Raw genomic sequence first — 18,992 nt, forward strand, 5'->3', positions numbered from 1 at the left:
CCGCGAACGCCAGGCCAACGGGCGGCCCCCCGCGCGGGGCCGCCCGTCGTGACCTCGGGAGGGTCACGGCCGCGACGGTTCGCGGCTCATGCCGTCACTCCTTGCCCGAGGGTCGCCGCGACCTGCGGGACGATCCGGTCGTGCCAGGCGCCGAGCACCTCGCCCAGCCGGGGCAGGTCGGCCTCCAGCACGGCCAGTCCCGGGGTCGGCACGGTCGCCCCGAGCTCCACCAGCAGCGGGCGCAGGTGCACCTCGACCGCGAGGGCGTGCCTGGCGTCGCCCATCACGAGCAACGGCAGCGCCACGGTGCCCGCCAGCGCGGCGGGCGGCAGCCGGTCGAGGAACGCCTTGAGCAGCCCCGTGTACGTGCCCTTGTACGTCGGGCTGGCGACCACCAGGACGCCGGCCCCGCGCACCAGGTCGAGAGCCACCTCCACCCCCGCGGACGGGACGGCGGACAGCAGCTGCGGCCCGAGCGCCGACAGGTCCACCGCCTCGGCCGGCCGGTCGTGGCCGAGCCGCCTGCCGAGCGTCTCGGCCGCCTCGACGGCGACGGACAGCGTCCTCGACCCCTCCCGCGGATTCCCGGCCAGGGCGACGACCCCGCCCGCGGGACCGCTCACCACCCCGCTCACGACGCCGCCACCAGGCCGGCCACCGCGGGGGCGGCGGCGAAGCGGGAGGCGGGCCGGGCGAGGCCGTAGTTCTCGCGCAGGGTACGCCCCTCGTACTCGGTCCGGAACAGGCCCCTGATCTGCAGCTCCGGAACGACGTGGTCGACGAAGTCGTCCAGTCCGGCGGGCAGCAGCGGCGGCATGACGTTGAACCCGTCGGCCGCGCCGCCGGTGAACCACTCCTGGATCTCGTCGGCGATCCGCTCGGGCGTGCCGGCCACGACGCGGTGGCCGCGGCCACCGGCCAGCCGGCCGAGGAGCTGCCTGACGGTCAGGTTGTCACGCCGGGCCAGGTCGATGACGAGCTTGCGGCGGCTCTGCGCGCCCTCGGTCTCCACGGGCACGTCGGGCAGCGGCCGGTCGAGGGCGTCCTCGCCCAGCTCGACGCCGATGAGCGTGGCGAGCTGCGTCAGGCCGTAGGCCGGGATGATGAGCTCCTCCAGCTCCTGGGCGAGGTCGCGGGCCTCCCGCTCGGTGGAGCCGATGATCGGCGAGATGCCGGGCAGCACGAGCAGCTCGTCCGCGCGCCTGCCGTGCCGGGACAGTCGCCCCTTCAGGTCGGTGGAGAAGTCGCGCGCCTCGGCGAAGGTCTGCTGGGCGGTGAAGACGGCCTCGGCGTGGCGGGCGGCGAACTCCTTGCCGTCCTCCGACGAGCCCGCCTGGACCAGCAGCGGGTGGCCCTGCGGCGGGCGGGAGGTGTTGAGCGGCCCGCGGACCCGGAAGTGCCGCCCCCGGTGCTCGATCGGGTGGATCCGCCCGGTGTCGGCGTACACGCCGCCCGCCCGGTCGCCGACGACGGCGTCGTCCTCCCAGCTGTCCCACAGACCGGTGACGACGTCGAGGAACTCCTCGGCGCGGGCGTAGCGGTCGGCGTGCGCCGGACGCTCGATGCCGAAGTTGTGCGCCTCGGCCTCGCCGGCGGAGGTGACGATGTTCCACCCGGCCCGGCCACCGCTGATGTGGTCCAGCGAGGCGAACTTGCGCGCCACGTGGAACGGCTCGTTGTAGGTGGTGGAGACGGTGGCGATCAGGCCGATGTGGTCGGTCACCGCGGCCAGGGCCGCCAGCAGGGTGAGGGGTTCGAGGCCGGCGAGGGCGTTGTGCCGGACGTTGTTCCACAGGGCCAGGCCGTCGGCGAGGAAGACCGAGTCGAGCCTGCCCCGCTCGGCGGTGCGGGCGAGTTGCTGGTAGTGGCGGACGTCGGTGACGCGGGACGGCTCGGTGCGGGGATGGCGCCAGGCCGCCTCGTGGTGGCCGACGCCCATGAGGAAGGCGTTGAGGTGCAGGGTGCGGGCGGTCATGAGGAGGTCCTCCAGGTGGAGAAGCGGCGCTCCACGATGACGAGGAGCTGGTTGAAGGTCAGGCCGACGGCGGAGATCGCGATGATCCCGGCGTACATGTCGTGGATGCGGAAGCTGGACTGCGACGCCTGGATCAGGTAGCCGAGCCCGGCCTTGGCGCCGACCATCTCGGCGAACAACAGGACGAGGATCGAGTACGCGCCGGCCAGCCGGACGCCGGTGAAGATGGCGGGGACGGCAGCGGGCAGGATGACCTTCTGGAAGAGCCGGGCCGGGCCGAGTCCCATGGACCGGGCCGACTTGACCAGCAGCGGCTCCACGGTCCGCACGCCGCTGATCGTGTTGAGCAGGATCGGCCAGGAGCAGGCATACAGCACGAACGTGATCTTCGTGGTCTCGCCGATGCCGAGGAGCAGGGTGAACACCGGCAGCAGCGCCACGGCCGAGGTGTTGCGGAACAGCTCCAGCACCGGGCTGAGGAAGTCGGCCACGGGCCGGTACCGGCCGATCGCCAGGCCGAGCGGGATCGCCAGCGCCACGGCCAGCGCGAACCCGGCCAGCGAGCGCAGCAGCGAGGCGCCGAGATGCTCGCCGAGCTGCCCGGTGACGAGCAGGTCGTACCCGGCCGCCAGGTCGTCCGACAGCGGCGGGACGAAGACGCGGTCCACCACGCCGAGCCGCGGCAGCGCCTCCCACAGGGCGAGCAGCAGCGCGACGGCGGACCACCGGTGGACCAGCCGGCCCACGCCGCTCCGCCACTCCGGACGCCACTCCCGGCGCGGCGCGGGCACGACGGGTTCCGGCTCCTCCTCGGGCTCGGCGTCGTCGTCGGGGAGGTCGTACCAGTGCTGGTCGCCGGGACGCGGTGGTTGCTCGTCCACGGCCCTGGTGGCGAGTGCGGGGTCAGCCAACGGGGGTCGCCTCCTCGCGCCGGGCGGCGGCGACCTCGTCGCGCAGCGTCGTCCAGATGTGGTGCCGGTACTCGCCGAAACGCCGGTCGGCCCGCAGGTCGCCCTCGCGGGAGTCGAAGGCGACCGCCACGACCTCCTTGATCCGGCCGGGCCTGGAGGTCATGACGGCGACCCGCTGACCCAGGTAGACGGCCTCGTCGATGCCGTGCGTGATGAAGACGATCGTCTTGCCGGTCCGCTCCCAGATGCGCAGCAGCTCCTCCTGGAGTGACTCCCGGGTCTGGGCGTCGAGCGCGGCGAACGGCTCGTCCATGAGCAGCACGTCGGGGTCGAAGGCGAGGCTGCGGGCGATGGCGACGCGCTGCCGCATGCCGCCCGACAGCTCGTGCGGGTAGCGGTCCTCGAACCCGGTCAGCCCGACCAGCGCGAGGTGGTGGCGGGCCAGCTCGGCCCGCTCACGCCTGGCCACGCCCTTGGCCTCCAGCCCGAACTCGACGTTCCCGGCCGCGGTGCGCCAGGGGAAGAGCGCGTACTGCTGGAAGACGATGCCGCGGTCGAGGCCCGGCCCGGTGACGGGCGTGCCGTCGATGACGATCTGCCCGGAGGTCGGCGTGGTGAGGCCGGCGACCAGGTCGAGCAGCGTGGACTTGCCGCAGCCGCTCGGCCCGACGAGGGTGAGGAACTCGCCGCCGCGGATGTCGAGGTCGATCCGGTCCAGCGCGGTGAACGGCCGCCCGGCCCCACGCGCCTGGAAGGTCTTGGTGACCCCCCGGATACTGATCTTGGTGTCGGCACGTCCTGGCGCGAGGGTCATGACGCGTTCCCCTTCGCGTAGGGGTTGAACACGTTGGTGTAGAGGTCGGCGAGCTTGACGTCGCCCGGCTCGATCTCGCCCTCGCGGCCGAGCCAGTCGATCCAGGTCTGGAACTCCTTGCCGGCGATCACGCCGCCGGTCCCGGTGACACCGGAGCTCTTCCAGTACGCGACGGCGGTGGAGTCCTCGCTGCGGCCGCGCCTGGCGATGATCTGCCTGAACCGGTCGACGACCTCCTCGCGTGGCCGGGTCTGCGTCCAGTGGATGGCCTTGGCGTACGCCTCGACGAACACCCTGGTGGTCGTGGGATTGCGGGCGATGAAGTCCTCGCGGAGCACGACGGACCCCGCGGTGAACGGCCCGAACAGCTGCACGTCGGTGAACAGCGGCCGCAGCCCGCCGCGCTCCAGAGCCTTGTCCTTCAGCACGCCGCCGAGGGTGCCCGCGTCGAGTTGGCCCTGGCGCAGGGCCTGCTCGGTGCCGGCGGGCGGGATCACGACGAGCTGCACCTGCTCGATCTCGCCGGGAGTCAGGCCCTCGCGCCTGAGGTACTCCTTGATGGCGGCCTCGTGGTGGGCGCCCAGCGTGTTGACCCCGATCTTCTTGCCGATGAGGTCACGGGCGGTCCGGATGGGGCTGTCGTCGCGGACGTAGTAGCCGTTGTAGCTCTTGTCGTCGGAGCCGTAGTAGCCGATGACGGCCTTGATCGGCGCGCCGGCCGCCCTGAGTTTGATCACGGCGCCGTTGAAGGCTCCGCCGAAGTCGGTCTGGCCGGTGGCGGCCGACTGGATGTCCTGGGGGCCGCTGGTGGTGTTGCCGACCCACGTGAGCTTGACGTCGCCGAGGTAGCCGAGGTCCGCGGCCAGTTCGGGGAAGGTCACGGCGCCCGGGCTGCCCTGGTAGCGCAGCTCGGTCACCTCCGGACCTCCCCCGGTCGCCCCCTCGGCCTGGCCGCAGGCGGTGAGCGCGGCCAGGAGCAGTACGGATGGCATGACACGGTTGAGCGTGATCACGGGTTCTTCCTCTGGGTAGGGAGAAGGGGTGCGGGGTCCGTGATCAGCGACACTGGGCGCTGGCGACGTGGCCGAAGTCCACGTGCGGGCGCGTGGTCAGGAGAACTTCCTGGCTCATGCGGCGAACCTACGCCGCCCACGACCTTGAAGTCAACATTTCCTACTTGCTTTTAGGGAAATAGGAGAGCCGTCACGGCCTCTGACGTCCTCCCGCTCTGCCCGGCTCTCACACGCTGAGGGCGTGAACCGCTCTGCTGGCGACCCGCTGCCTGGAGCCCTCCAGGAAGGCCGCCCTGAACGCCCGCTCCCCCAGCGTGCGTCGCGCCTGCTCCTCACAGCGCTCGTGCCACACCGCGTGGTACCACAGCCGCCGGGGCGAGGCGTCGACCGCCTGCCACATGGAATGGGCCGCCCCCAGCAGCCACGCGGCCCGGCGGTGGTCGTCGCGGGCGCCCGCCGCCCAGGCCAGCACCTCCAGGCACTGCGTGAGGCACCAGCGGTCGTTGACCTCCTCGGTGAACCGGGCGGCGGCGCTCACCAGCGCCTCGGTCCGGCGCAGGTCGCCCTGGTTCCAGGACGCCAGGCCGAGGGAGAGCTGCGCGTACCCCCGGCAGACGACCGCGTGGTGCGCCTCGCACAGCTCCAGCAGCTCCTCGCCGAGCGCGGCCGAGCTGTCGGGATCCTCGACCGAGCCGTACGCGGCCAGGTAGTACAGGGCGAAGACCACCCCGGAGACGTCGCCGGCGGCGCGGTGCAGGGCCAGCGCCTCCTCCAGCAGCGCCATCCCGCGCTCCGGCTCGCCGGTGGTGTACGCGAGGACGCCCGAGGTGCGGATGGCGTACGGCAGGACGTCCTCGTTGCCCGGCAGGCGCGCGATGACCTGGCACTCCTCCAGCCTGGGCGTGGCGGCGGCCGCGTCGCCCTGGCGCAGGGCGAGCATCGCGTCCACCCACAGCGCCGTGGCGCGGGTGGCGGTCGGGGCGGGCACCCTCTCCAGACAGCGCCCGATCCAGTAGCGGCCCTCGGTGAAGGCGCCCGTGATCAGCCAGTAGCCCCACAGCGAGGTCGCCACCTCCAGCCCGACGGACGCCTGGGCGGGGTCGCCCAGGCTCAGATCGAGCACGGCTCGCACGTTGGGCCGCTCGCCCTGCAGCGTCCGGTAACGCTCGACCTGGTCGGGGACGACCTGGTCGACCCGGTTGCGCTCGACGAGCTCGCGGTAGTGGCCGACGCACCGGCGCCGCAGCGCCCTGGTCTCGCCCGCTTCCAGCCGTCCGGCGCCGTACGCGCGGATGCTCTCCAGCATCCGGTAGCGGATCCCGCCCGCCCGGCGTTCGCCCGTCACGACCGACTTGTCCACCAGCCCCGACAGCAGGTCGAACACCTCGCCGGGGTCGATCCCGTCGCCCGCGCACACCTCCTCGGCGGTCTCCAGATCCGCGCCGCCGGGCAGCACCGACAGCCGAGCCCACATCCGCTGCTCACCCGGCGAGCACAGCCGGAAGCTCCAGTCCATGGTCTCGCGCAGCGTGCGGTGACGCGGCAGCGTCACGGTGCCGCTCTCCGCGCCCGCGTCCAGGCACGCGTCCAGGTCGCTCAGCAACCGTTCCGGCGGCAGCGTGCGCAGCCGGGCGGCGGCCAGTTCGATGGCGAGGGGGATGCCCTCCAGGCGCTGGGCGAGCCGGGCCACGCACGCCGCGTTCGCCGTGTCGAGGGTGAAGCCGGGCAGCGCCGTCGAGGCGCGGTCCACGAACAGCCGCACCGAGTCGTGCCGGGCTATGTCGCGGAGCGGGTACGCGGGGTCCGGCACCGACAGCGACGGCACGGCCAGCACCTGCTCGCCGTACACGCCGAGCGTCTGCCTGCTGGTCGCGAGCACCCGCAGGTGGGGGGCGCGGCGCAGGAGGCGGTCCACGAGCTGGGCGCAGTCGTCCAGCAGGTGCTCGCAGTTGTCGAGGACCAGCAGCATCCGCTTGTCCGACAGGTACTCCATGAGCAGGGTCACCGAGTCGCCGCCCTCGTCGCACAGCCCCAGGGTGGCGGCGACGGCCGGCCCGAGCAGGTCTCCGGACTCCAGCGTGGCGAGCTCGACCCGCTCGACGCCGTCCTTGTAGGCGCCGCCGACGGTCTCGGCCAGCCGCAGCGCCAGCCGCGTCTTGCCGACCCCGCCGGTGCCGGTCAGGGTCAGCAGCCTGGCCTGCGCCAGCATCCTCCTGGCCGTGGCCAGCTCGTGCCTGCGCCCGACGAAGCTGGACAGCTCGCCGGCGTGATCCACCGTGGGGAGGGGGCGGCTGCCGGTGGCGCTCATGGCGGCGTCCCGGTGCCGGGCCCGTCCTCGGGCCGCTCCTGCCGGCCCACCCAGGCGGCGATCTGGACCCTGGAGGTGAAGCCGAGCTTGCTGAGGATGTGCTCGACGTGCCCCTCCGCGGTGCGCTGGGCGATCACCAGGGTGGCCGCGATCGCCTTGTTGCTCATGCCCTGGGCGACGAGCCCGGCGATCTCCATCTCCCTCGGGGTCAGCGGGGACGCCTCGCGTTCCGGCTCCGGCTCCGGCAGGTCGGGGCGCATCGCGTACTCCACCGCCTCGCCGGCGGTGAGGGCCGCGCCCTTGCGGACGGCGGCGTCGAACCTGCGGGCGCCGAGGGCCTGCCGCGCGGTCAGCTCGCAGGCGTCGTGGTACTCGGCCAGGTAGCCGAACAGCGGACCGCCGAAGGAGCGCCAGATCTCCCGGAGGGCGCCGAGGAGCAGCGCCGCGCGCTCGGTCTCCTGGGGCCCTTCGGCGCAGCCCATCCACGCCAGGGCCTCGACGCACAGCGCGGTGCCCAGCCCGTCGTCGAACGGCTCCTTGAGCCGGATGGCCTCGCGCTCCATCTCGATCGCCCGCTGCGTGTCGCCGCGCCGCCACACCTCGATCCCGTACGCCCACAGCGCGTACGACCGGAACCAGTGCTCGTGGCGCGGCTCGCAGATCGCCAGGCACTCCTCGAAGCACGCGCAGGCCTCGTCGGAGGCGCCGAGCAGCGAGTGGGTGGTGGCCAGGTAGATCAGCGCGTTGGCGACCCCGACCTGGTCGTCGGCGTGGCGGCAGCACTCCAGCGCCTCGGCCAGCTGGGACCGTGCCGTTGCGAGCTCCTGCCGCAGCAGCGCCTCCAGCCCGGCGACATAGGCGGCGGCGCCGGTGAGGGCCGGGTCGCGCAACCGCTCCCCCAGCTCGCGGCACTCCGCGATGAGGGATTCGGCCACCGAGAAGTCGCTCTGCAGGACGGCCAGCCGGGCCTGCAGGCACTGGGCCCGGGCGCGGGCCGGCGTCGGCCGCGGGTCGAGGGCGAGCAGCCGGCACAGCCAGGTGCGCGCCTCCTGCGTGAAGTCGGAGGCGATCCAGTAGTAGCGCAGCGCCGTGGCCATGGTCAGGCCGGCCTCCGACTCGCCGGGCGTGGTGGCGCAGAAGTCGAGCGCGGTGCGCAGGTTGTCGTGCTCGGTGCGCAGCCGGGCGTACCACCTCACCTGGTCCGGGCCGAACCACTCGCGGTGGGAGTCCAGCACCAGCTCGTGGAACCAGTCACGGTGGCGCCGCCGCAGCCTCTCCTCCTCGCCGGACTCGCGCAGCCGGCCGCGGCCGTACTGGCGGATCGTCTCCAGCAGCCGGTAGCGCACGTTCGGCTGGTGCTCCTCGCGGATGAGGATGGACTTGTCCACCAGGCCGATGACGAGGTCGATGACCTCCTCGGCGGCGATGCCGTCGCCCGCGCACACCTGCTCGGCGGCCTCCAGGTCGAGGCTGCCGGCGAAGACGGACAGGCGGGCCCAGAGGAGCTGCTCCTGCTCGGTGCAGAGGGTGTAGCTCCAGTCGATCAGCGCCCGCAGGGTCCGCTGGCGCGGCATCAGCGCCCGTGACCCCGCGGTGAGCAGCCCGAACCGGTCCTCCAGCCGGGCGAGGAGCTGCTCGACGGAGATGGCGCGCAGCCGCACCGCGGCCAGCTCGATGGCCAGCGGGATGCCGTCCAGGCTGGAGCAGATGCGCGCCACCGCCTCCCGGTTCTCCTCGGTCACCTCGAAACCGGGCACGACGGCCGCGGCCCGCTCCGCGAACAGGCGCACCGCGTCGGACCGTTCCAGCGCCTCGGCCGACAGGCGGGAGCCTTCGCCCTCGGGCAGCGGCAGGGCGGGCACCACCATCGTCTGCTCTCCGGCGACGCCGAGCGCCTGCCGGCTCGTCGCCAGGATGCGCAGGTCGGCCCCCGCGCGGACCAGCCTCTCGGCGAGCACCGCGCAGTCGTGCAGCAGGTGCTCGCAGTTGTCGAGCACGAGCAGCATCCGTTTGCCGCGCACCCGCTCGGCGAGCACGTCCAGCTCGGGCCGGGCGGTGAAGTCGACGATCTGCAGCGCCTCGCTCACCTCCCGGACCAGCAGCTCCGGACCTTCGAGGGTGGCCAGCTCGACGAGGCCGACACCGTCGGGGAACGCCCGCCGCACGTCGGCGGCGACCCGCAGGGCCAGCCGTGTCTTGCCGACGCCGCCCACGCCGACGAGGGTCACCACCCGTGAGCCGGACAGCAGCCGTTTGACCCCGGCGATCTCCTGTCGCCGCCCGACGAAGCTGGTCAGCTCGGCGGGCAGCCCTGCGCGCCCCGTATCGGTCACTACCGATTTCATGTGTGCTCCATACACCCAGTCCAGGCGATTGATGACGATCAGGACTGAAGGCGACAAAACTCACATTACGCCAGCCCGTTCCCGGGAGGTGCCGGAACGGGCGCGGCTCAGTCGGGCAGGCGCATCTCCATCCCGTACCTGTGCCCGATGCTGGTGACCCACCGCAGGGCGGGCAGCGGATGGTCGCCCGGCGGCACCTCGCGGACCGGCGCCGGCTCGCCGATCTCGGCGAAGAAGCGCTCCATCCCCCCGGGCGTGTAGATCACCAGCAGCCGGGCGTCCGTCAGCGGCTCGAAGTTCTCCCACGTCCGCTCGGGGGCGTGGAAGAACGACCCCCGACCGCCGTCGATCTTCCCGCCCTCGACGTGGAAGCGGACCCTGCCCTCCAGAACGTAGATCGTCTCGGTGCCAGGACAGATGTGCGGCGGCGGGCCCATCCCGGCCGGGATGGTCATCTCCATGACGGTCATCAGGCCGCCGGTCTCCTCGCTCGTGGCCTTGACCTCGTAGAGGCCGCCGAGCACCCAGTACGCCCTGCCCTCCCCCGGGTTGCGCGCCAGCGCCTGTTCCGCCATCGCGGACCCCCTCCCGTTCGTTCCAGCCGATCAGCCGGGAGTGACCCGGTCAAGCGGGCGCCGGTCAAGAGAGTCCCACTCACGGGTAAGGCCACGCGCCCGCGATCCCTTGCATGATCGCCACTGCTTGTTAGGGTTCGAGTCGGAGCACCTCCCGCCGGCGACGCACCCAGGGGGCCGCATGAGCGAGACCGTGACACTGCCGCTGCACATGCGCCGGACGGGCTTCGACCCGGATCCCGAGCTGGGCAGGCTGCGCGAGGAGGAGGGCGTCCGGCGTGTCATGACGCCGCTCGGCCAGCAGGCCTGGATCGTCACCCGCCACGCCGACGTGCGCATGGTGCTGGGCGACGCCGAGCGGTTCCCGCTGGCCAGGCAGGGGCTGGCCAGACTGCCGGGCGCGCCCGAGTTCACCGAGGAACAGCTCGCCCAGCTCCAGGCGGGCAACCTGCTGGCGCACGACCCGCCCGAGCACACCCGGCTGCGCAGGCTGCTGGCCGGAGAGTTCACCCTCCGCCGGATGCGCCGGCTGGAGCCACGGATCACGCGCATCGTGGCCGAGCACCTCGACGCCATGGAGCGCGCCGGGTCGCCGGCCGACCTGGTGCCGGCCTTCGCCCTGCCCATCCCGTCCCTGGTGATCTGCGAGCTGCTGGGGGTGCCGTACGCCGACCGCGACGGCTTCCAGCGCCGGACGAGCCGCATGCTCGACATGTCCGCGCCGCCTCAGGAGCGGGTCGCGGCGCAGCTGGAGTCGCGCGCCTACATGACCGAGCTCGTCGGCCGGGTGCGCGCCGAACCCGGCGACGAGCTGCTCGGCATGCTGGTGCGCGAGCACGGCGACGCGCTCACCGACGACGAGCTCGTCGGCATCGGCAGCCTGCTGCTCGTGGCCGGCCACGAGACCACCTCCAACATGCTGGGCCTCGGCACCCTCGCCCTGCTGCGGCACCCGGAGCAGCTCGACCTGCTGCGCAAGGAGCCCGACCGGATCGACGCCGCCGTGGAGGAGCTGCTGCGCTGGCTCAGCATCGTCCACTCGGGCACGCTCAAGGTCGCCGCCGCCGAGGTCGAGATCGCCGGCCACACCATCCGGCCCGGCGAGCTGGTGATGTGCTCGCTGCCCACCGCCAACCGCGACCCCGCCGTCCTGCCGGAGCCGCAGGCGCTCGACATCTCCCGTGGCGCACCCGGCCACCTGGCCTTCGGCCACGGCGTCCACCACTGCCTGGGCGCGCCGCTGGCGCGGATGGAGATGCGCATCGCCTTCCCGGCCCTGCTGGAGAGGTTCCCCGGGCTGCGCGCGGCCGAGCCCGAGGGGCGCTTCCGCGCCTTCCACGTCGTGTACGGCCTCGCGTCCCTGCCGGTCGAGTGGTGACCCGCCGGCCCCGTCAGGCGTCGGGCACCTCGGCGACCTCGACGCGCGGGTGACGGTCGCGCAGCCGCTGGACGGCCTCGGCGGGCGCCCGCGAGTCGACCACCACGATGTCGAACGCGTCGAGCGGGGCCACCCGGTGCAGCGCCACCCGGTCGAGCTTGGTGTGGTCGACCGCGAGGACGCAGCGCCTGCCGGAGGCCAGCATGGCGCGCTTGACCAGGACGATCTCCTGTTCCTGGTGGAAGGCGTGCCGGTCGGAGACCGCCGAGGTGGAGACGACGACCGTGTCGGTGTTCATCGCCTCGACCGCGTCGACGCAGGCCACGCCGAGGAACGAGTCATGCGTCGGGTAGTACTCGCCGCCCAGCGCCATCAGCCGGATGCCGGGCATGGGCGCGAGCAGCCTGATCGCCTCCAGGAAGTTGGTCACCACGGTCAGCGGGGCCACCTCGCCGAGGTGACGGGCGACGGCCAGCGCGGTCGTGGAGTCGTCGAACATCACCGAGCTTCCCGGCTCGATCAGCCCGACGACGTGCCGGGCGATGGCCTCCTTCTCGGCCGTCTGCGCGGTCATCCGGTAGGCGATGTTGCTCTCGAAGACGCTGGAGGCCAGAGCGCTGGCGCCGCCGCGGTACTTGCGCACCATGCCCTGGCTTTCGAGCAGGTCGAGGTCGCGATGGACGGTCATCACGCTCACGCCGAAGGTCTCGGCGAGCTCGGTCATCGACGCCGACCCCTGTCGCATGACGTGCTCGGCCATCGCCTGGCGCCTGGTGGCTCCGCCGGTCGTGCGTGGACGCGACTTCACCCGTACTCCTGAGATCCCGCTGTGACGACCCTGCCCGGAACCTCTTCAATCTCTCACACCGTCGGCACCTCGGGGAGCGGCTCGTGGTGCCCACCACACGTGCGAGGGTCCCGGCGTCGGGACGGGCGGCCGCAGGGGCCGAGGAGAACCGGGAGGGGTGCGCGCCCGCACCGGTGACGCGGATGCGCACCCGCGACGACCAGCACATACCCTGAACGAAGACGGCCGGTCCGGCACTCCATGGTCCGCGTCTGCGAGGCGGAAATGACAGCGGTGACGGCAAGCATCTCCACCCGGCGGCAGGCACTCCGCCTGCCCGCGGAGGTGACCAGTTTCGTGGGCCGTCGGCACGAGGTGGCCGAGGTCCGGAGACTGCTGTGCGCCTCACGCGCGGTCACGCTGACCGGTGTCGGCGGCGTCGGCAAGACCCGGCTCGCGCTGCGGGTGGCCGCCGACCTGTCCCGCGACTTCCGCGGCGGCGTGTGGTTCGTGGAGCTCGCCGGCGTCGAGAACCCCGACCTGATCGCCCAGGTCGTGGTCGAGTCGCTGGAGATCCGCGACCAGAGCGCCTCCCCGCCGATGGACGTGCTCCTCCAGCACCTGCGCGACAGGCAGGCCCTGGTGATCCTCGACAACTGCGAGCACCTGGTGCAGGAGTGCGCCGTGCTGGCCGAGACGCTGCTGCGCGCCTCCTCCGGCCTGCGCATCCTGTCCACCAGCCGCGAGCCGCTGGGCTTCGTGGGCGAGCAGACGCTGTCCGTGCCCCCGCTCGAACTGCCCGGCAGCGACCGGCTGCCGGCCGAGTCGCTGGCCCGGTTCGACGCCGTCCGCCTGTTCACCGAACGGGCCAGGGCGGTGCTGCCGACGTTCGAGGTGACGGCGGACAACCGCGACGTCGTCACACGCATCTGCCGCCGGCTCGACGGCCTGCCGCTCGCCATCGAGCTGGCCGCGGTGCGGCTGCGGGCGCTGTCCGTGCAGCAGCTTCTCGACCGCCTGGACGACCGGTTCCGCCTGCTGACCGCCGGGTCGCGGGCGGTGCTGCCGCGCCAGCGGACGCTGCGGGCACTGATCGACTGGAGCCACTCCCTCTGCTCCGAGCAGGAGCGGCTGATGTGGGCCCGCGTGTCGGTGTTCGCCGGCGGCCTCGACCTCGACGCGGCCGAGGCGGTCTGCGCGGGTGACGGCATCACCCGCGAGGAGGTGCTCGACCTGGTGTGCGGCCTGGTCGACAAGTCGATCCTGCTGCGCGAGGAGCACGGCTCGCGGGTGCGCTACCGGCTGCTGGAGATCATCCGCCAGTACGGCCTCGAACGGCTGGCCGAGCACGGCGAGGTCGAGACGTTCCAGCGGCGGCACCGCGACTACTACCGGGAGCTGGCTGCCCAGGCGCGCCGGCAGCTCTTCGGACCCGCGCAGGTGGCCTGGTTCGCGCGGCTGCGGCTCGAACACGCCAACCTGCACACCGCCCTCGAACACTGCTTCGCCCACCGCGAGGAGGCCGAAGCCGGCCTGACCATGGCCGCCGACCTCCTCTATCACTGGATCACCGGGCTCTCCCTGGGCGAGGGCCGGCGCTGGCTGGAGCGCGGGCTCGCCGCCTGCCCCCGGCCGGGCGAGCCCCGCGCGCGGGCGCTGTGGGCCGCCGGCTGGCTCGCCGTCATCCAGGCCGACCTGCCGTCCGCCCGGGCGATGCTGCGCGAGAGCCGGGCCATCGGCGAGCGGCTCGGGCTCGACTCGGTGCTGGCGTACGTGGCGCTCTACGACGGGATGGTCGCCATGTTCGACGGCGACACCGAGAGGGCGATCGCCTGCTACGAGGAGGCCCTGGACCGGCACCGCGCCACCGGTGACCCGGTGGGCACCGTCCTGGCCCTGATCCGGCTGTCCCTGGCCTACTCCTTCCGCGGTGACTCCGAGTCGGCCATCGCGGTCGGCGACGAGTGCCTCGCCGTGGCCGACGCCCACGGCGAGGGCTGGCACAAGGCGTACATGATGATGGCGCTCGGCGTGGACGTGTGGCGGCAGGGCGACCTGCCGCGGGCGACCGAGCTGGAGACGCAGAGCCTCCGCTTCAACCGCATGGTCGACGACTCCCTCGGAGCCGGCGTCAACCTGGAGGTGCTGGCGTGGATCGCCGCCGCCGAGGGGCGGCACGAGCGGGCGGCCCGGTTGCTGGGCGCCCTCGACACGGTCTGGGAGACGCTCGGCGCTCCGTTGTCCGGTTACGGGCACCTGGCCCACTACCACGACGAGTGCGTCCGCCTCACCCGTAAGGCGCTCGGCCCGGAGGCCTTCGACGCGGCCTTCGAGCAGGGGTGCCGCCTGTCCGACGACGAGGCGCTGGCCTACGCGCTGCAGGAGGAGGAGCAGGGGGGCGGGTCCCTCCCCGGCAACGGCTCCGCGGCCGGCGAGCGCGCTCCGGCCGCGACGGGTCCGGCCGGCCGGGCGGCCCCCGGCGCGCAGGCGCCGCTGACCCGCCGCGAGATGGAGGTTGCCCGGCTGGTGGCGCAGGGCCTGACCAGCAAGGAGATCGCGGCCGGCCTCGTCATCTCGCAGCGCACCGTGGACAGCCACATCGAGCACATCCTCGCCAAGCTGGGTTTCCACTCCCGCTCCCAGATCGCGGTCTGGGTGGGCGAGCAGGCGGACACCGCCGACAGCCTGGAGGGCGGCGGCCGGCCGGGCAGGGGCAAACCGGGCGGCGGCCCGTAGGGCGGCGGCGTCAGTAGGGCAGCGGGCGTCCCGACGGGGTACGCAGGTCCTGGTCCCGGACCGGTCTGCGCGGCTTGCGGACCTGGATCTGGATCTTCCGCACGGCCAGGTGTTCCTTCCGGTGGGACTCAGGCATGGGGGGAGGCGGGCGCGGGGAGCTCGAACCAGTCGGCCGTCCCCTCGACCGTCGCGGCGCGGCCCCAGCAGCAGGCCAGCCGGGCGAGCAGGTGGTGGCCGCGTCCCTCGGAGCGGCGCGGCACGGGATCGAGCCGCTCGACCTCCCCGCGCAGCAGGCCGTCCTCGGTCATGAGCGTGAGCCGGATCCGGTCGCAGGTGCCCAGCGCGGCCTCCACCAGCTCGCCCACGAGCAGGCGCGCGGCCTCGGCGCGGTCGTGCAGCCCCCAGCGGGCCAGCCGGTCGGCGGTCGCGTGCCGGGCGCCGTCGACCGAGGACGGCCCCGCCGCGAACACCCATGACACCGTCCAGGCGTCCTCGGTCTCCACGGCCGGGACGAATGGTTCGCGGCTGATGCGCGTCAGGTCTCTCAACATGCCGTCCTCACCGAATGGTCCTCGTCAGCTCTCGGTATCAGACTGCGGGTGGCCCGTGGCCCCTGGTACGGGGAAAACCCCTAAATGTGTACCTATCCGGCGTAGGTAGGTACCTCCGTGGCCGGCGGCGAAAAAATCTTGAAAAGATGTCCGTCAGGATGTCGAAGGGCGGCCCACCTGCTTCGACCTCAGACGTCAGCGCCCACGAGGGGCGCGGAGGGAAGGACGCGGGACATGAAGTACATGCTGCTGATGCAGTTCAGCCAGAAGGACAACCTGCCCCCGATCGACACCTGGCCGGCGCAGGCCGTCCGGGCCCACATCGCGTTCATGCACGAGCTGAACCAGGCGCTCACCGACGCCGGCGAGCTGGTCTCGGGGGAGGGCCTGGCCGAGCCCGACCAGGCCCGGATCGTGCGCGCCGGCGCGGGCGGCGTCCCGGTCGTCACCGACGGGCCGTTCCCGGAGACCAAGGAGTTCCTGGTCGGCTGGTGGATCGTCGACGTCGAGAGCCACGAGCGGGCGATCGAGCTGGCCGCCCGCATCTCGGCGGCGCCCGGCCCCGACGGCGGCCCGCTCAACATGCCGATCGAGGTGCGTCAGGTCATGGCGGGGCCGCCGGAGGAGCTGTGACCCCTGACCGGTCCCCCGTCGACGACCTGCTGCGCGAGCTGGCGCCGCAGGTCGTCGGCGTGCTCACCCGCCGCTTCGGCGACTTCGACACCGCCGAGGACGCCGTGCAGGAGGCGCTGCTCGACGCCGCCGCCCAGTGGCCCGAGCAGGGCGTCCCGGGCAACCCGCGCGGCTGGCTCATCCAGGTGGCCTACCGGCGGATGACCGAGCAGATCCGCAACGAGCAGGCGCGCCGCCGCCGCGAGGAGCTGGTGGCCGCCCGGACACCGGCCGACCGGCAGGCGGCGCCCGCCGCGGACCAGGCGTACGAGAGCGGCCGGGACGACACGCTGGCCACCCTGTTCCTGTGCTGCCATCCGGCGCTGTCCCCGGCCTCGGCCATCGCCCTCACCCTGCGCTCGGTCGGCGGCCTGTCCACCGCCGAGATCTCCCGCGCGTTCATGGTGCCCGAGGCGACGATGGCGCAGCGGATCAGCCGGGCCAAGCAGCGCATCAAGGCGTCCGGGGTGCCGTTCGGCATGCCCGCGCCCGAGGAGCGGCCCCGCCGCCTCGCGTCGGTCCTGCACGTGCTGTACCTGATCTACAACGAGGGCTACGCCAGCAGCGGCGGCCCCGACCTGCAGCGGGTCGAGCTGTCGCGCGAGGCGATCCGGCTGGCCCGGACGGCGCACCGGCTGATGCCCGACGACCCCGAGGTGGCCGGGCTGCTCGCGCTCATGCTGCTCACGGACGCGCGCCGGCCCGCGCGCACCGACGCCCACGGCATCCCGATCCCCCTCGCCGAGCAGGACCGCGGCCTGTGGGACGGCAAGGCCGTGGCCGAGGGCGTCGCCCTGGTGACCGCCGCCCTGTCGCGCGGCGCGGTCGGGCCCTACCAGCTCCAGGCCGCCGTCGCCGCCGTCCACGACGAGGCGCCCAGCGCCGCCGAGACGGACTGGCCGCAGATCCTCGCCCTGTACGGCCTGCTGGAACGCATGTCCGGCAACCCGATGGTCTCGCTCAACAAGGCCGTCGCCGCGGCCATGACGCACGGCCCCGCCACGGGGCTCGCCCTGCTCGACGATCTCGCCGACCGGCTCGGCGGCCACCACCGCTTCCACGCCACGCGGGCGCATCTTCGCGAGATGGCCGGCGACCTCGCCGCGGCGGTGGCCGACTACCGCACGGCGGCCGGCCGTACGACGAGCATCCCGGAACGCGACTACCTCACCACCCGCGCCGCCCGCCTCGCCGGCGAGCTGGATCAGCGGACGTAGCCGCCGGGCCGGTCACAGGCGGACCGTCGCCGAGCGGCGGAACAGGTGCCGCCTGCCCTCCGCCCGGAACCTCGCCCGCGCCCGCACCCGCATGGCGCGGCCCCGCTTGCCTCCCCCGCGGACGTCGAAGACGGCGGTGTACGACTCGCCGGGAGTGAGCGTCACCGACCTCGGCCCGGCGGCGCGCCGCCCGTCGAGGACGAGCTCGACCTGCCGCCACGGCACCGCCGAGCCGTTGCGCAGCGTCACCATCATCTGCCCGTCCACGGCCAGCACGTCCAGCCCGTACGGCAGACGCGGGTCGGGGCCGATCGACGCGTCGAGCCGGGCCAGCAGTTCCTCGGCCAGTTCCGGCCGCTCGGCCGACAGGTCACGGCGTTCGCCGGGGTCGCCGTCGAGGTCGTACAGCTCGACGCGGCCCTTCGGGCCCGCACCGGCGATGCCGGGCGCGAAGCGGATCAGCTTCCAGTCGCCGCGGCGGATCGCCTGCATCTTGCGTGGGCGGTTCCACACCAGGTGGTCACGCTCGGGCGCCTCGTCGCCGGTGAGCAGCCCCCGGAACGAGCGGCCGTCGAGGCCCGCCGGCACCGGCAGGCCCGCCAGGTCGGCCAGCGTCGGCAGCACGTCCCAGAAGGCCACCGGCGTGCGCTCCACGCGCGGGGCCAGCCGGGGCGACCAGGCGATCATCGGGACGCGGATGCCGCCCTCGTACAGGTCGCGCTTGTCGCCGCGCCACGGTCCGTTGGAGTCGAACAGCTCGGGTGTCACGCCCTTCTCGTGGTGCGGGCCGTTGTCGCTGGTGAACAGCACCAGGGTCCGTCCCGCCACGCCGGTCCGGCGCAGCGTGGCGACCAGCGCGGCCACGTCGGAGTCGAGCCGCGACACCTGGGCGGCGTGCCCGCGGTTGGCGCGGGTCCACGGCCGGTCCTCGTACGGGCCGGCGTCGCCGGGGACCACGCTCGGCGAGTGGGGCAGGTTGCTGGCGTAGTAGAGCAGGAACGGCCCGCCGGACCGGCGCCGGATGAAGTCGATCGCCCGCCGCCTGAACAGGTCGGGGGCGTAGGCGGCGCCGTCGAGGCGCACCCGCTCGCCGTCGCGCCAGAGATGGCCGGGGTAGTACTGGTGGGCGTGGCGGTGCCCGATGTAGCCGAAGAACTCCTCGAACCCGCGCGCGTTGGGATGCGACGCCTGGTCCGCCTCCTCGGGCCCGAATCCCCACTTGCCGACGCAGGCGGTGTGGTAGCCGCCGAGTCGCAGGAGTTCGGCGAAGGTGAGGTCGGCCTCGGTGAACGAGCGCTGCTGCCCGCCCTCGGGGTTCTCGCGGACGGTGCCGTGGCCGGCGTGCAGGCCGGTGAGCAGGGCGGAGCGCGACGGCGCGCAGAGCGGGGCGCCCGAGTAGGCGGCCTCGAACCGCACCCCCTCGTCCGCGAGCCGGTCCAGGAACGGGGTGCGGATCTTGCGCTGCCCCTGGCTGCCTATCTCACCCCAGCCCAGGTCGTCGGCGAGGACGACGACGATGTTGGGCCGGTCAGGCAGGGCTGCGGCGGCGTGGGCCGCCGTCCCGGTGACGGGCGGGACGGTCAGGCCGGCCAGGGTGCCGGCGAGGAAGGTGCGGCGCGAGGGCCCGACGATCATGGGGGATACCTTCTGGGCACCGGGCGATCGGCGAGCGAACACCCGGAGGACGGGAGGGGAACACTGCGGCGGAGC

The 18,992-nt window shown here is 73.3% G+C and carries 15 protein-coding genes; 4 read left to right on the forward strand and 11 right to left on the reverse strand.

What is annotated here, in order from left to right; genetic code table 11:
* Positions 1-86: 86 nt before the first annotated feature.
* The 8 genes from CXR44_RS35300 to CXR44_RS35335 form a co-directional block, all read right to left on the reverse strand.
* On the reverse strand, positions 87-635 hold the full coding sequence (locus tag CXR44_RS35300) for an NADPH-dependent FMN reductase (RefSeq protein ID WP_245899823.1): 549 nt from the start codon (positions 633-635) through the stop codon (positions 87-89).
* Positions 632-1,975 carry an LLM class flavin-dependent oxidoreductase gene (locus tag CXR44_RS35305; protein WP_101790487.1) on the reverse strand — a complete coding sequence of 448 codons (1,344 nt, stop codon included), beginning with the start codon at positions 1,973-1,975 and terminating at the stop codon, positions 632-634. The genes CXR44_RS35300 and CXR44_RS35305 overlap by 4 nt, the downstream gene beginning before the upstream one ends.
* Positions 1,972-2,886, reverse strand: a complete 915-nt coding sequence (locus CXR44_RS35310; RefSeq protein WP_245899825.1) for an ABC transporter permease — start codon at positions 2,884-2,886, stop codon at positions 1,972-1,974. The genes CXR44_RS35305 and CXR44_RS35310 overlap by 4 nt, the downstream gene beginning before the upstream one ends.
* Positions 2,879-3,700 (reverse strand): ABC transporter ATP-binding protein, encoded by an 822-nt coding sequence (locus tag CXR44_RS35315; protein WP_101790488.1) that lies wholly within the window; start codon positions 3,698-3,700, stop codon positions 2,879-2,881. Before CXR44_RS35315 ends, CXR44_RS35310 begins: the two co-directional genes overlap by 8 nt.
* Positions 3,697-4,692, reverse strand: coding sequence for an ABC transporter substrate-binding protein (locus CXR44_RS35320; protein WP_101790676.1), 996 nt, complete (start codon positions 4,690-4,692; stop codon positions 3,697-3,699). The genes CXR44_RS35315 and CXR44_RS35320 overlap by 4 nt, the downstream gene beginning before the upstream one ends.
* Positions 4,693-4,939: 247 nt before the next feature.
* Positions 4,940-7,021 carry an ATP-binding protein gene (locus CXR44_RS35325; RefSeq protein WP_101790489.1) on the reverse strand — a complete coding sequence of 694 codons (2,082 nt, stop codon included), beginning with the start codon at positions 7,019-7,021 and terminating at the stop codon, positions 4,940-4,942.
* The gene (locus tag CXR44_RS35330) at positions 7,018-9,366 is read right to left on the reverse strand and encodes an ATP-binding protein (RefSeq protein ID WP_101790490.1); all 2,349 of its coding nucleotides are present in this window, start codon (positions 9,364-9,366) and stop codon (positions 7,018-7,020) included. Before CXR44_RS35330 ends, CXR44_RS35325 begins: the two co-directional genes overlap by 4 nt.
* Before the next feature lie 107 nt (positions 9,367-9,473).
* Positions 9,474-9,941 carry a cupin domain-containing protein gene (locus CXR44_RS35335; protein ID WP_101790491.1) on the reverse strand — a complete coding sequence of 156 codons (468 nt, stop codon included), beginning with the start codon at positions 9,939-9,941 and terminating at the stop codon, positions 9,474-9,476.
* A 181-nt stretch (positions 9,942-10,122) separates the two neighbouring features.
* On the opposite strand from CXR44_RS35335, the gene CXR44_RS35340 reads away from it, so the two are divergent.
* A complete protein-coding gene (locus CXR44_RS35340; RefSeq protein ID WP_101790492.1) occupies positions 10,123-11,319 on the forward strand; it encodes a cytochrome P450 in 1,197 nt (398 codons plus the stop codon).
* A 13-nt stretch (positions 11,320-11,332) separates the two neighbouring features.
* Here the strand turns inward: CXR44_RS35340 and CXR44_RS35345 are convergent, their stop codons facing one another.
* Entirely contained in the window at positions 11,333-12,127 is a 795-nt protein-coding gene (locus CXR44_RS35345; protein WP_101790493.1) for a DeoR/GlpR family DNA-binding transcription regulator, read from the reverse strand.
* 264 nt (positions 12,128-12,391) lie between these two features.
* Here CXR44_RS35345 and CXR44_RS35350 point away from each other — a divergent pair, with 264 nt between their 5' ends.
* The gene (locus tag CXR44_RS35350; protein WP_101790494.1) at positions 12,392-14,842 is read left to right on the forward strand and encodes a LuxR C-terminal-related transcriptional regulator; all 2,451 of its coding nucleotides are present in this window, start codon (positions 12,392-12,394) and stop codon (positions 14,840-14,842) included.
* Positions 14,843-14,970: 128 nt separating this feature from the next.
* Here CXR44_RS35350 and CXR44_RS35355 read toward each other — a convergent pair whose 3' ends face one another.
* On the reverse strand, positions 14,971-15,393 hold the full coding sequence (locus CXR44_RS35355; protein WP_101790495.1) for a hypothetical protein: 423 nt from the start codon (positions 15,391-15,393) through the stop codon (positions 14,971-14,973).
* Positions 15,394-15,627: 234 nt separating this feature from the next.
* Here CXR44_RS35355 and CXR44_RS35360 point away from each other — a divergent pair, with 234 nt between their 5' ends.
* Positions 15,628-16,026 carry a YciI family protein gene (locus tag CXR44_RS35360; RefSeq protein WP_101790496.1) on the forward strand — a complete coding sequence of 133 codons (399 nt, stop codon included), beginning with the start codon at positions 15,628-15,630 and terminating at the stop codon, positions 16,024-16,026.
* Entirely contained in the window at positions 16,023-17,282 is a 1,260-nt protein-coding gene (locus tag CXR44_RS35365) for an RNA polymerase sigma factor (protein ID WP_101790497.1), read from the forward strand. Before CXR44_RS35360 ends, CXR44_RS35365 begins: the two co-directional genes overlap by 4 nt.
* Positions 17,283-17,294: 12 nt before the next feature.
* On the opposite strand, the gene CXR44_RS35370 is transcribed toward CXR44_RS35365, so the two are convergent.
* Positions 17,295-18,917: an arylsulfatase gene (locus tag CXR44_RS35370; protein ID WP_101790498.1), complete on the reverse strand. Its 1,623-nt coding sequence runs from the start codon at positions 18,915-18,917 to the stop codon at positions 17,295-17,297.
* Between the last annotated feature and the right edge of the window lie 75 nt (positions 18,918-18,992).

Source organism: Nonomuraea indica (genome assembly GCF_002850745.1).
GTDB classification, from domain to species: domain Bacteria; phylum Actinomycetota; class Actinomycetes; order Streptosporangiales; family Streptosporangiaceae; genus Nonomuraea; species Nonomuraea indica.